The sequence below is a fragment of the Microcoleus sp. M2_D5 genome (assembly GCF_036701935.1).
In the GTDB taxonomy this organism is placed as follows: domain Bacteria; phylum Cyanobacteriota; class Cyanobacteriia; order Cyanobacteriales; family Microcoleaceae; genus Microcoleus.
On sequence record NZ_JAUBRP010000025.1, the window covers coordinates 19,318 to 32,523 of the forward strand.

At 45.8% G+C, this 13,206-nt stretch carries 14 protein-coding genes; 7 read left to right on the forward strand and 7 right to left on the reverse strand.

Going from position 1 to position 13,206, the window contains the following annotated elements:
* Nucleotides 1-95: 95 nt before the first annotated feature.
* The 3 genes from QUA50_RS13025 to QUA50_RS13035 all read right to left on the reverse strand — a co-directional run bounded on the left by QUA50_RS13025 (nucleotide 96) and on the right by QUA50_RS13035 (nucleotide 2,515).
* Nucleotides 96-443, reverse strand: a complete 348-nt coding sequence (locus QUA50_RS13025) for an NINE protein (RefSeq protein ID WP_333264682.1) — start codon at nucleotides 441-443, stop codon at nucleotides 96-98.
* An 81-nt stretch (nucleotides 444-524) separates the two neighbouring features.
* Nucleotides 525-737, reverse strand: a complete 213-nt coding sequence (locus QUA50_RS13030; RefSeq protein ID WP_333264681.1) for a hypothetical protein — start codon at nucleotides 735-737, stop codon at nucleotides 525-527.
* 185 nt (nucleotides 738-922) lie between these two features.
* Nucleotides 923-2,515 carry a CPBP family glutamic-type intramembrane protease gene (locus QUA50_RS13035; RefSeq protein ID WP_333264680.1) on the reverse strand — a complete coding sequence of 531 codons (1,593 nt, stop codon included), beginning with the start codon at nucleotides 2,513-2,515 and terminating at the stop codon, nucleotides 923-925.
* 193 nt (nucleotides 2,516-2,708) lie between these two features.
* Here QUA50_RS13035 and QUA50_RS13040 point away from each other — a divergent pair, with 193 nt between their 5' ends.
* From QUA50_RS13040 to QUA50_RS13060, 5 genes are all read left to right on the forward strand, one after another.
* Entirely contained in the window at nucleotides 2,709-4,070 is a 1,362-nt protein-coding gene (locus QUA50_RS13040; RefSeq protein WP_333051587.1) for a histidine phosphatase family protein, read from the forward strand.
* Between the two features lie 235 nt (nucleotides 4,071-4,305).
* A complete protein-coding gene (locus QUA50_RS13045) occupies nucleotides 4,306-5,619 on the forward strand; it encodes a dihydroorotase (protein ID WP_333264679.1) in 1,314 nt (437 codons plus the stop codon).
* A gap of 39 nt (nucleotides 5,620-5,658) precedes the next feature.
* On the forward strand, nucleotides 5,659-5,808 hold the full coding sequence (locus tag QUA50_RS13050) for a hypothetical protein (protein ID WP_333231284.1): 150 nt from the start codon (nucleotides 5,659-5,661) through the stop codon (nucleotides 5,806-5,808).
* Between the two features lie 4 nt (nucleotides 5,809-5,812).
* Entirely contained in the window at nucleotides 5,813-6,568 is a 756-nt protein-coding gene (locus QUA50_RS13055; RefSeq protein ID WP_333231286.1) for a 4'-phosphopantetheinyl transferase superfamily protein, read from the forward strand.
* Nucleotides 6,569-6,620: 52 nt separating this feature from the next.
* Nucleotides 6,621-6,821, forward strand: coding sequence for a hypothetical protein (locus tag QUA50_RS13060; RefSeq protein WP_333261177.1), 201 nt, complete (start codon nucleotides 6,621-6,623; stop codon nucleotides 6,819-6,821).
* 126 nt (nucleotides 6,822-6,947) lie between these two features.
* Here QUA50_RS13060 and QUA50_RS13065 read toward each other — a convergent pair whose 3' ends face one another.
* Nucleotides 6,948-7,688 (reverse strand): response regulator transcription factor, encoded by a 741-nt coding sequence (locus tag QUA50_RS13065; RefSeq protein WP_333051578.1) that lies wholly within the window; start codon nucleotides 7,686-7,688, stop codon nucleotides 6,948-6,950.
* 535 nt (nucleotides 7,689-8,223) lie between these two features.
* Here QUA50_RS13065 and QUA50_RS13070 point away from each other — a divergent pair.
* Nucleotides 8,224-8,970 carry a creatininase family protein gene (locus QUA50_RS13070; RefSeq protein ID WP_333051575.1) on the forward strand — a complete coding sequence of 249 codons (747 nt, stop codon included), beginning with the start codon at nucleotides 8,224-8,226 and terminating at the stop codon, nucleotides 8,968-8,970.
* Nucleotides 8,971-9,123: 153 nt separating this feature from the next.
* On the opposite strand, the gene ndk is transcribed toward QUA50_RS13070, so the two are convergent.
* Nucleotides 9,124-9,573: a nucleoside-diphosphate kinase gene (ndk, locus tag QUA50_RS13075; RefSeq protein ID WP_333051572.1), complete on the reverse strand. Its 450-nt coding sequence runs from the start codon at nucleotides 9,571-9,573 to the stop codon at nucleotides 9,124-9,126.
* Nucleotides 9,574-10,439: 866 nt separating this feature from the next.
* Here ndk and QUA50_RS13080 point away from each other — a divergent pair.
* A complete protein-coding gene (locus tag QUA50_RS13080) occupies nucleotides 10,440-11,198 on the forward strand; it encodes a hypothetical protein (protein ID WP_333051569.1) in 759 nt (252 codons plus the stop codon).
* Between the two features lies 1 nt (nucleotide 11,199).
* Here the strand turns inward: QUA50_RS13080 and proB are convergent, their stop codons facing one another.
* A complete protein-coding gene (proB, locus tag QUA50_RS13085) occupies nucleotides 11,200-12,309 on the reverse strand; it encodes a glutamate 5-kinase (protein WP_333051567.1) in 1,110 nt (369 codons plus the stop codon).
* A 241-nt stretch (nucleotides 12,310-12,550) separates the two neighbouring features.
* Nucleotides 12,551-13,072, reverse strand: a complete 522-nt coding sequence (locus tag QUA50_RS13090) for a YqeG family HAD IIIA-type phosphatase (RefSeq protein WP_333051566.1) — start codon at nucleotides 13,070-13,072, stop codon at nucleotides 12,551-12,553.
* Nucleotides 13,073-13,206 lie beyond the last annotated feature (134 nt).

Below are 13,206 nucleotides of genomic sequence, written 5' to 3' on the forward strand. Positions count from 1 at the left end.
ACATCCGTTACATAATCCGTTGCCGAACTTCCTTCTTCCTTCTATCCTTTACATCCGTTACATCCGTTACATCCGTTGCCGAACTTCCTTCCTTATTACAATTCTCGCAGAAGTTTTTGGCGTTTTTCTTCATATTCTTCTGCCGTAATTGCGCCCATATCGTAAAGTTTTTTCAATTCGCCGATCGCCCCAGTTACATCTTTTGCCGCTCTGAGGGCATACCCAGACGGCAACGTGCCGCCATTGTACTGTACCTGAAAAGCTTGTTCCGACATCAGCAGCAGGCCGAGAAAATCGAAAAATGCGATCACTGACGGAATTAATGTCCAAGAAAATAGCAAGTATAATACCCCTGCTAAGCTATTGCCCAAATAAAATTTGTGAACTCCGAAACCTCCTACAAAGAAAGCTAACACAACGGCTACGGTTTTATCTTTTACCATTTTTCCATTTCCCCAGTTGTTTATTTTAACTTCCGCGATCGACCTTGAACGATCGAGCTAAGTAATCTTACTAATTTTTACTCATTTATTTGGGTTTTTGCGAAACTTAGACATCGCAAAATACAGCAAAACTATACCGGCTTGAGCCTGTAGAATGACCGAGTAGCCTCTCAAGAAATAATTGAGTTCGCTGCCTGAATTGAAAGAAAATATTAAAATGCCCAAGGCTGCGTAGGGTGCCAAACGCATCCAACTCGGAGTTCGCTCTAACTTGTGGCTGTTAAAATTGCTCATTGGTGCGACCATCCACAAAAACCGGACAAGATATTACTTCTATGTTAAAACAAGTTTTTCCGTTTAACTTCAAAACTTGCCACTAAATTTAATATAAGGTGCGCTGGGCGCACCTGCCGAACGCGCCATTTCTCAAACTTGTGAAAAAAGCAAGGTTAATTCACAATTATTAACAAGCGCCCGCATTAACTCGCGCCGCCGCCCAAAAGAAACAGACTCAGGAGAGTACCGCTATTCCAAAGACTGTGGAGAAGCATGGGAGCAAGTAGATTGCGCGATCGCGTGTACACAAACCCCAAAACCGCACCCAAAGTCGCCAAAGGTAGAATCTCCGAGACACTCAAGTGAGCCACAGCAAACAAGAAAGCAGAAGCTGCGATCGCCCCCCAAACAGGCAAATAGCGAGTCAGAGAAGGCAGCAGAAAGCCCCGAAACACAATTTCCTCAAAAACCGGAGCCGCGATCGCAGCAGTGCCGAAAAACACCGCCAAAGCCACGTTGTCCCTACCTTCAAGGACGATCGGCAAAATCGGATTACTGCCACCTTGTCCCTGCCATAACTGCTGATTGATCAGCGACACCAAAACTACCAAAGGCAAAGCCGCAAAATAGCCGCCAAAACCCCACAAAAACCAATTTTCCCGCCAATTAATCCGAAACCAACCATCAGGCAAAGGCAAAAAAGACTTCACCGAAAAATACAGTACCGAAAGCCCGCCAGCCGACAGCAACAAATAAGTAGCAAAGATATAAAAAGCCTTTTCGCGCGGGTCAAAACTAGCAGGATTGAGTTTTAAAACAGCCAGAGAAACCGGCAGCAACAAATAGGGAATCAAGATTTGCCCGACAAAGAAAAAGCCGACCACCAGCACCTGCCAAACAATCTCGCCATCCCAAGGCACATCCCAAGTCAAGCTTGCATTTCGCGCCAACACCGGGCCAGAACCTGCTGTATCTAACTGCTGCCGCTGCAACAGCCACTGCAGGCTCAAACCAACCAGCAAAACCGTGCCAAGACAAAGTGCGATCGCCGGAACCCCAACTATAATTGCCAACTTTTCAACAGCTTGCTCGGCCGTTGCTTGCTCTGCTGCTTGCAGCGCCACCAGCTCTTTAGAACGTTCTTGCAACTTGTAAAGTTGAGCGAGAGCGCGATAGCGAAACCAGCCATCCAAAGACTTTTGAATGCTCGGCTCAGCATCCGGAAGCAGTTGAGCCGGATTGCTCCAAATTCCAGTTAAAACTTTAGCAGTTACCGCCGCAGTATCGTAATCAATTTGAGTTTTGTACCGCTCAACTAAATTTTTCCAAGTTTGGATCGCCGCCTCAGTTTTACCACTGCTTGCCTCCAAGATTCCTAAGCGCAAGTCAAGTTCGTTTAGCAGCACAGACTGTTGCTTTATCGACTCGGACGCCGCCTTATTTTGAGCAAAATTCAGAGTATTATCCTCAGACTTAGAGGCAATAGCCGACTGAATTTCTTTAACTTGTGCTTGAGTTGTTTCGAGAGTTTTGCGAGTCGAGTCTCGCGCTTCTTGATATTGCGTCAAAGCCGTATTTAAAGGATCTGCACCGACAATATTGTTGCGCGCCGAACTTAAATTAGCACTCTGATTATTTTCTCCTTGCCACTCCGAGGCGTGCAGCAGCAAATTTGTCTGGTAGAGTTCCAACCGACTTTGAATTTGCGGCTGATTCCAACTAGCAAGTAAAGATAAACCGACCATGGCGATCGCGATCGCCGTTAAAATACCTAAAATAACCCGCTTCAGTGTCATTCCTCGTTTTCCGTCCCGCGCGAATCCGTGGCTAAATCTTTTCCGTCTCTAATGATAGGCGGTTGCAGCCGATCGTGTCCCCGGAACTGGTAAAATTTCTAGTGGCTTATTTTTTTCATTCCCTCAAGCCCCGAAATTCAACCGCGGGCTCCCCTCTAAAATCTAAAATCTAAAATCTAAAATCTAAAATCGAATGACTCGCATTATCTTAGTCCGTCACGGCAAAAGCACCTACAATCAAGAACGCCGCATCCAAGGCCGCCTCGATAAATCGATTTTGACAGAAGCAGGCCGCAGCGCCGCCCTGCAAGTAGGCGACACACTCAGCAGTATCGCCTTTGATGCCGCCTATACCAGTCCCCTGCAACGAGCCAAAGAAACAGCGGAAATCATCCTGTCGCGCTTGACAAATCCGCCACAACTCCAGCCAACTGATAATTTGATGGAAATCGATTTGCCTCTGTGGGAAGGAATGCTGCGGCAAGATGCTATAGACAAATTCCCCGAAGCATATCAGCAGTGGCAAAGACAGCCCGACAAATTTTCCATGAAACTGCCATCTGCTGACGGAGAAATCGAACACTTTCCCGTATTAGCCGTTTTTGCTAACGCCCGTCATTTTTGGCAAGAACTTTTATCGCGTCACCAAGACGGCACAATTCTAGTAGTAGGTCACAACGGAATCAACCGCGCTCTCATCGCCACAGCCTCAGAAATTACCCCAGATTACTATCAATCAATCCAACAGTCAAATTGCGGAATTAGCGTAATTAATTTTGGAACTTCCCCTGTTACCAACGACGAGCCAGGAGAGCCAAAAAAGAAAGTTCCAGTTCAATTAGAGTCAGTGAATTTAACTTCCCATACCGGGGAAAATTTTCCCAAACCGAGGGACGGACACCAAGGCCCCCGCTTGTTGCTGGTGCGTCACGGCGAAACCGACTGGAATAAAGCAGGTAAATTTCAGGGGCAAATAGACGTACCTCTCAACGATAACGGCCGCGAACAATCCCGGCGGGCAGCAGAATTTCTCAAGAATGTAAAATTAGATTTTGCGATTAGCAGTTCGATGCTGCGCCCGAAAGAAACAGCGGAAATTATTCTCCAACATCACGGCGGTTTGCAACTAGAACTCCGCGACGAATTGAGAGAAATTAGCCACGGACTTTGGGAAGGAAAGTTTGAATCAGAAATCGAACAATCCTATCCCGGTTTGCTAGAAGAATGGAAAACATCTCCTGAAACAGTGCAAATGCCCGAAGGAGAGAATTTGCAGCAAGTTTGGGATCGGGCGATCGCAGCTTGGCGAGAAATCGTACAATCTGTTTCAGGTACTGGCATTGTCGTTGCTCACGACGCCATTAACAAAGCAATTCTCTGCCACCTATTCGGTTTAGAACCCGAACATTTCTGGAAATTCAAACAAGGAAACGGAGCCGTTAGCGTGATTGATTATCCCCACGGCCCCGATGGTTTGCCAGTATTACAAGCGATGAATGTCACAACTCATTTGAGCGGCGGCGTTTTTGACAAAACAGCAGCCGGAGCACTCTAATTAGTAAAGTGCCGATCGCGAACCCGTAGCGGAAGGAACGCCCACCGCTACGCTTCGCCCGCCTGAAAAATGTTTGAATTTTGATAACAACCGCGCCCGACGCTTTGGAAGTTCTTAATTCCTGAAACTAATGCGCTGGATTGCTTCTTCCTTCTTCCTTCTTCTTTCTATCCTTTACATCCGTTACATCCGTTACATCCGTTACATAATCCGTTGCCGAACTTCCTTCTGCTATATGAGCCGCGAACTGCTACAAAATGTACGAGTGCTAGATCCAGTTTCAGGGAGCGATCGCATCGCTGATATTCTGATTGCTGAAGGTAATATCAAAGCAGTTGAGGAAAAAATTGCTGAGTTTCCCGCTGACACAGAAGTGCGGGATTGCCAGGGACTGATTTTGGGGCCGGGGCTAACTGATATCTACAGCCACAGCGGAGAACCGGGTTTCGAGGATCGGGAAACGCTGGAATCTTTGATGCAGGCTGCGGCGGCTGGGGGTTTTACGCGAGTGGCGATTTTGCCGGATACTTCGCCACCTGTTGACAATTTGGCCGGTTTAGCTTTGTTGCAGCAACATATCCGCAATTTGCGGCCGGGGCTGCCCCGCTTGTATTTTTGGGGCGCGCTGACAGCGGGCGTTAAAGGGCAGCAGATGGCCGAGTTGGGCGAGCTGGCCTCCTGTGCAGTGGTGGGTTTTGCGGACGGTTCGCCGCTGTCTAATCCGGCTCTGGTGAGGCGTTTGCTGGAGTATATCAAGCCTTTGGGCAAGTCGGTGGCTTTGTGGCCGTGCGATCGAACTTTGGCAGGAAACGGGGCGGCGCGGGAGGGTGCGGTGTCGGTGCGCTTGGGTTTGCCTGGAATTCCGGCGAGTGCAGAAACTTCGGCTTTGGCGGCAATCCTGGAGTTGGTGGCATCTGCGGGAACTCCGGTTCACATTATGCGCGTTTCTACGGCGCGCAGCGTGGAATTGATTCGAGATGCGAAGGCGCGGGGTTTGCCGGTGACTGCGAGTGTGACTTGGATGCACTTACTGTTGAATGTCGGGGCAATTTCAGGAAACTCTCAAGATTCCGGCGGGAAAAATGCTCTGACTGCTTCGTTGCCCTACGATCCGAATTTACGCCTAGAACCGCCGTTGGGCAATCTCAGCGATCAATTAGCGTTGATTCAAGCTGTGAAAGATGGCGTAATTGATGCGATCGCGATCGACCACAACCCGCATACTTATGAGGAGAAAACTGTGGCTTTTGCTGATAGTCCGCCCGGGGCGATCGGCTTGGAATTAGCTTTGCCTTTGCTATGGCACGGACTCGTAGAAACGGGCGAGTTTTCGGCTTTGCAACTGTGGCGAGTGTTGAGCGCAGGCCCTGCCGTTTGTCTCGGACAAACCCCCCTCACGGTTGCACCGGGAGTCTCTGCTGAGTTGATTTTGTTCGACCCGGAAATGAGTTGGACTGTTGACGGGCAAAGTCTGAAGTCGCGATCGGCAAATACGCCTTGGTTGGGACAGCAATTAGCAGGAAAAGTTGTACAAACCTGGATTAATTGATTCTTGGGATTGAAATTTATCTATTGTAGAACAGGCATCTTGCCTGTTTCTCAAAGTAGAACAGGCATCTTGCCTGTTTCTCAAAGTAGAACAGGCATCTTGCCTGTTTCTCAAAGTAGAACAAAAGTAGAACAGGCATCTTGCCTGTTTCTGGGAATGCTGAATGAGGTGACTCAGAAAAAAAGATAAATACATGATTGCTGCTTTTGATTCGTGGAAGTCCCCACCGCAAAACCTGATATTGGATCTGGGCGAAATTCATGTTTGGCGCGTGTCTCTGACTCAAACAGAATCTTGCTTGCAGAGTTTACAACAGACTCTCTCTACCGACGAGCGGACAAAAGCCGAGGGTTTTCACTTTCCCAAAGGTCGATCGCAATTTATTGTGAGTCGTGGCGCACTCAGAGCGATTCTGAGTCGCTATCTTAACATAAATCCTCACATTTTGCGCTTTGACTACAATCCCTACGGCAAACCCTCTCTCATCGCCGCCCAAGGTGGAAATACCCTGCGTTTCAATTTGTCTCACTCAGGAAACATGGCTCTAATTGCGATTACCAAAAATCGAGATATTGGTGTCGATATTGAAGGAATAAATCCCAACTTTCCTTGTCAGGAGATTGCTGAAAAGTTTTTTTCACCCTTAGAATATTCTGTGTTGCGTTCGCTCCCAGAACATCTCCAACCCCGCGCTTTTTTCACCTGCTGGACTCGCAAAGAAGCCTATATCAAAGCAGTTGGTAAAGGACTTTCTATTCCCCTGAATCAGTTTGATGTCAGCTTCGCACCAGGAGAACCTGCAGCGCTGTTAAATGTTGAAGAAAACCCCGAAGAAGCATCGAGATGGTCTTTAATTGAATTAATTCCCAGTTCAGATATGGTGGCGGCTGTTGCGGTTCCAGGAGATTGCTCTAAACTTGATTGTTGGGAGTGGACAGGGGAGTTTTGATTTATGCTGAGATGTTGCAGCATTCTCAATAAGCTTTTTATGAACAGGCAAGATGCCTGTTCCACAAGAAAGAAAATTCACTATTTGTGGAACAGGCATTTTGCATCAGCAACAGGCAAGATGCCTGTTCCACAAGAAAGAAAATTCACTATTTGTGGAACAGGCATCTTGCCTGTTCTTGAAAATGCTGCAATATGTGAGTTTATACCGATCGCGAGCGAGTAAAAGAAAACGGCAACAGTCGCTACAATAGCTCTACTGGTTGCACCTCCAAGCTATTGTATAGCCCACCCTCCATAGACAAAGAAGGACACAACATTTTTGTGTCCTTATTTGTCTATTCGACTGCAATTTACCACCCTACAACTGATTTAATAATTTAACCAAATCGATAGCCAAACCCGCGTACTGTAATGATATATTCCGGTTGGCCCGGATCTATTTCCAACTTTTCGCGCAGCCAGCGGATGTGAACGTCAACTGTTTTGCTGTCTCCGATAAAATCTTGACCCCAAATTTTTTCCAGCAACTGATCGCGAGACCAAACTCGCCGGGGATAACTCATAAATAGTTCTAGTAAGCGAAACTGTTTAGGAGAAAATTTCACTTCCAGACCACGAACCAACACGCGGCACTCTTCAGGATACAGAGTTATGCTCTTATATTGCAGCATCATCGGTTGTCGCAACTGACCGAGGCGCTGGCGTCGCATCAGCGCCCGACAGCGAGCGATAAACTCCCGCATTCCAAAAGGCTTAGTCAGATAATCATCCGATCCGGCTTCTAGGTAAAAAGCGCAATTGTTGGCACTTCCTCTAGCACCGATAATCAAAATAGGGACGGGATTTCCTTGATGCCGTAACATTCGACACAGATCCAAACCGTTAATTGAATCCATAATTAACAGGTTGAAGGCAAATTCACCGTGGTATGACGAAGCAGCCTGTACAGAAGGCAGCGCGTTGCGCCCGTCGCTAGTAACCACCACCTCATAGCCCTGTTCTTTAAGGGCTAAAGCTAGCATTTCCCGCAACAGATCTTCACCTTCCAATAACAAGATACGGCCGGCTTGTCCAACAGCCAACCTTGAAGGACTTTCGCTTAATTCAGCAGAAGACATAAATATAAGTGGGAGTGATGTTTGTATGTGGCTAGCGCGAGGTACCTTCTTCAGTAGCTGAGGCACTCTCGCGCTGCGATCGCTTGTACGATCGCCAAAAAGTTCGATCGCTTAGAATCCTTCGCCAGTCCATCCCACAGACACGCGCTCGACCTTTGCTACTTGCTCGTGTAAGGAATACAGCCGTAGAGCAGTTGCCGGAACCGCGCTGTCTGCCTGCGTCCAGGCCACAGAAGTCTGGTCATTTTTCGGGGTCGGTGTTAATTTCATAAAACATTGCCCGCTGTTAATTGACCACGTAACACCCAATCTAGAGGGATATGCTTGTTATACTACTGTTAAAAGGTTATTAAAAGGTAAAATTTTGGTAATCAATTGGTTAAATTATTAACGTTAAGTAATATAACAGTAAAGTAGCGATCGCACTTTAAGAGCTTTTTTTAAGAATACAATAATAAGTTGCTCCAAATTCCTTATTCTTCCCGTGCCGGCTACGATCGACGATAGCAAGTAAAAATTCTGTAGACTGCCTATCATGTTGCTGCATTTGAGTACCTGGCCCGAAGTAGAAGCTTATCTCGAAAGCTCGCGAGGCATAATTATCCCGATCGGCTCCACCGAACAGCACGGGCCCACCGGCTTGATCGGCACTGACGCCATTGCTGCCAAGGCGATCGCCCACGGTGTCGGCGAAGCTGCCAATGCCTTAATCGGCCCGACAATTAATGTCGGGATGGCCTTGCACCACACCAGCTTTCCCGGCACAATCAGTTTCCGACCGCAGACGCTGATACTGGTAATCCGGGATTACATCACATCTTTGGCAAAAGCGGGATTTGAGAAATATTTCTTCATCAACGGTCACGGCGGCAACATTGCCACGATGAAAGCAGCATTTTCCGAGACATACGCCCATTTGTCTGACTTGAATTTACCGAATGCCGATCGAATCCAGTGTCAAATCGGCAACTGGTTTATGTGCGGATCAGTCTACAAACTAGCAAAAGAATTGTACGGAAACCAAGAAGGCTCCCACGCCACCCCCAGCGAAATCGCCTTAACCCAGTACCTTTATCCAGAAGCAATCAAGCAAGCTCCGCTTTCGGAAGAAGTCGCTTCCGGGCACAAAATTTACGGTGCCGCTGACTTCCGTCGCCGATTTCCCGACGGGAGAATGGGTTCAAATCCGGGCTTAGCAACCGCCGAACACGGTCAACAGTTTTACGAATTAGCAGTCAAAGAATTGACTAATAATTATTTGGAGTTTTTAAGTTCCGATTAACGTTTTTTATTCTCGTTACTAGAAATAGCTTGGTAACGAGTAAAACTGTCAAACTCTTCTATATTTTACAGTTATGAGTGAGTCCGCAACAGGATATTTCATCTGTCTGAGAAAGGTTATATCTCCCGATTAACCATCGGGAGAATATCAAAACTATTCCACAATCCAAGGAGTTAAACAAGGTGTCCAAGCACTCAATTCTTCTTCCTTGAACCAAAGGCTAATTTCCGAGCGGGCAGTCTCGACAGCATCAGAACCGTGAATGAGATTACGGCCGACATTCACGGCAAAATCTCCCCGAATTGTCGCAGGTTCTGCATTCAGAGGATTTGTAGCACCAATGATTTTTCTCGCCGATGCCACAACGCCGTCGCCTTCCCACACCATCGCCACAACAGGGCCTGAAGTGATAAAGTTTACCAATCCAGCAAAGAAGGGTTTTTCTTTGTGAACATCATAATGTTGTTCCGCTAGTTCGCGACTCGCCGTCATTAGCTTCATACCAACTAGCTTAAAGCCCTTGGCTTCAAAACGACCGATAATTTCGCCGACGAGTCCGCGTTGTACGCCGTCGGGCTTAATCGCTAAAAAAGTCCGTTCCAAGATTAACTCCTATAATTGTGTTAACTGATCCAAAAGATAGAGTAACTCACAACGCACCTAAAGGCAATTCTGAGAATTGGAAATTGTCATTTGGAGGCTTATTGCCGCAGGAAGAAGGAAGAAGGAATAAGAAGAGGGAAGAGAAAAGAGGGAAGAAGCAATAGACTTTTTGCAAAAGTCCTTTTAAGCAAATTTTCGGACGGGATCTCCGGCCCAGCTATTTTTGCAAGAGGTCTAATAAAAGCAAGGGTTAAAGAAACCGGGTTTCTACGATAAATTTTTGTTGAGCAGGGATGAATCTGCAAAGAAACCTGGTTTCGAGACTCCTATGCGTCTAGGACTGATTTGCAGGGAGCATCCCGATTTTGTAAACAGCATTTTTTAGGACTTTGAGCAGAATGCTCATTTGCCTATATTAAGTTAATCAGTCTTTAAATTATCGGTCAATAAATAATCAAACTCTTGTGGGGTGGCTTTGAGCAACGCCAGAAATACCCAATTTAAATCTAGAACATTTTATGTCTAGGGAACAATATGCTCGAACTTCTGGCACAACATGATACAAGTCAATCGATTGCGCGATTTTAGATTTTAGATTTTAGATTTTAGAATTGAAGCCATCGACCCCACGGATAAATTCGGGGCTCCTTTATCGGATACAGGTTTTTTATTTTTCCACGGATGAATCCGGGGGCTTGTATCATGTATGCTTTCGGTCACAATTTGCTGTGACTGCAAACACTCTTACCTACGATCTTAAATACAAATATGTATGATAAGAAACACAATTATTTATGCTCAAAAATATAGATAATTAACAGAGGTATGAAAATTATCTTGACAGCAACTATTCAGGCGAAAAAAGTATGAAAGCCATTGTAGCATTCATTGAACCCAAAAAGCAAGAGTTTGCCAAATTGCCCTTGTTTGACTTTCTAGCCAATAAACACATTCACGCGAATCAACGACTAATTTTTGCACCTGTACTCGCTCCTTTGGCTGTAGGATTGAGCGATTTAAATAAATATGTATTGCGAGAATCTTCTAGTAATAGCCAAGTTCAGGAACTAATTAATAAATATACGTATAAAAAAAACTATTACTGGCACGACTATCTAGAATACTTAGATGAGCTGGGCTTAAACCAATTAATGAGTTGCGGCGATTTCAGAATGCTTTGGGGTGAAGAAACTAAAAAAACTCGATCGCTATGTTCAGTGATCGAACGCTACGCTTGGAAAGCCTCTCCTATTCAGAAACTGGTGTTAGTGGAAGCCCTCGAAGGAACGGCCCAAGTTTTTTTTGAAGCGGCGCTAGCAGTGGTAATGGAATTACAGCAAATTAACAAAAAAGAATCTGTTGATTTTGGAGGATCTTATGGGGGTTTAGAAAATTATCACCTTTTAAACACGCCAGAGATGTTGGAAGTTTTAGCAGAGATTAAACTTACTAATGCGGAATGCCAAGCAGCTTTAGAATTAGCACAAAATGTATTTGAACTGTTTACAGAAGCGATGAACGAGCTGTTCAGACACAGCCAAACAAATTCTTGCAAGACTGTGCTGCAAATATCCTCAATTTCTGCCTTTGCTCATTGCCCGATCGACTTTCTCGATATTTGTTAGTTTAAACAATCACTAAATTATCTCGGTGTACCGCCGTTTCGACGCCTGCATAGCCTAAAATCTCAGCAATTTTCTCTGACTTGCAGCCTTGGATTTGTCTCAGTTCTAAACTGCTATAATTCACAAGTCCTCTAGCAATTTGCTTGCCGGCTGCATCGCACAACTGCACGGAATCATCAGCTTGAAATTCTCCTTCTACTTGAGCAATACCCGCAGCTAAAAGCGATTTTCCGCCGTGGGAAATTGCCTTGACAGCACCCGCATCTAAATATAGTTTTCCGGCGGGAATTAGCACGTTAGCTATCCAGTGTTTGCGAGCGTTTACAGGGCGCGGTTGAGGCTCGAATTGAGTACCGATCGACTCTCCGTTAAGTATTTTCTCGATATTACCAGGAAAGCAGCCGTCAGTGATGACAGTCCGTACTCCCGATGCAGTTGCTATTCTGGCTGCTTCAATTTTTGTCACCATACCGCCGGTTCCCCAACCGCTGCGGGAATCTCCTGTTTGCACCTGAAATTCTGTGAGCTGTGCCATACTTTGGACTAGGGCGATCGGCTGCGCGTCGGGATTGCTGCGCGGATCGGCGGAATACAGCCGATCGACATCTGTGAGTACAAACAACCAATCTGCTTCTACCAAACTCGCTACTAGCGCCGAAAGCGTGTCGTTATCGCCAAATTTAAGCTCGTCTACCGCTACTGTATCGTTTTCATTGACGATCGGAATCACGCCCAATCTGAGCAGTTGTTGAAAAGTATTGCAAGCGTTAACATAACCATTACGCTGCACTAAATCACCCCTGGTGAGCAATACTTGAGCGATCGGCTGTTGTAGAGTAGTAAACAAGTCATCGTACACCCGCATCAGCCGCCCTTGGCCCACAGCCGCCACAGCCTGTTTCATAGCAATATTTCGCGGGCGTTCCGTCAAACCCAAGCGGGCGCAGCCAACCCCAACCGCACCCGAAGAAACCAAAACTACTCGATGGCCTTGCTGCCGCAAATCAGCTAAAATTTCGACCAATGCAGCAATAGTTGAAAGAGCTAAGTTTCCTGTAGTCGATCGAGTCAGAGTCGAAGTTCCAATTTTAACAACAATAGTTTTAGTCATTAGTCAGTAGTCAATAGTCAGTAGTCAGCAGTCAGTAGTTATTAGTTATTAGTGATAATATCATTTCCAGTAGACATCTCCAATAATTATTATTGTGGAACAGGCATCCTGCCTGTTCAAAGCTGGCTTTTCGGGAAATGTCTAGTTGATTATAACAAATACTGTAGGGGCGGGTTCACCAACTTCTATGATTCACGTCCTGGATATTTATAAACCCCCCCTCCGCATTAATGACTAATGACTAATCTTTAATTTTCAGAGAAGCCCCCAAAGCTTGAGAAACCCAAACTTCAAAAGAGCGCACCGGATACTTGCGAAGCGCATACCCAGCATCAACCATTGGTTCCACTAAAATAGTGAACATACCCAAACGATTGCCTGCTAAAACATCAGTAAAAAGTCGATCGCCCACCATCGCCACCTGTTCCACCGGCAAATTCATCGCCGTCACTGCTGTTCGCAACTTGCGGCGGGACGGTTTAGCCGCACCAGTGATGTATGGTAAATTCAAAGACTCAGCAATTCGACCGATCCGATTTTGACTTAAATTATTGCTCGCCAACCATAGGGATACCACCGGTTTAATTTCTTGTACCCACAAGCTGAGTTCAGGAGAAGCATTCATTGCCGTAATGGGAACCAGAGTTTCGTCCACATCCAATACTAATCCTTTTATCTGATATTTCTGCAGAATATCAGCCGTTAACTTCATGACTGAATCGCCTAGAACTAAGTCAGGCTGTAGTAATTTACCCCAAGTCATAATGATTTTAGATTTTAGATTTTAGATTTTAGATTGAGAAATAAGAAATTGGGAGTTAAAGATTGAAAAAGTAAAAAATCAAAAGTGAATAATTATTGCTTTTCCTGGGTTACTTTTGACTTTTTACTTTTTTA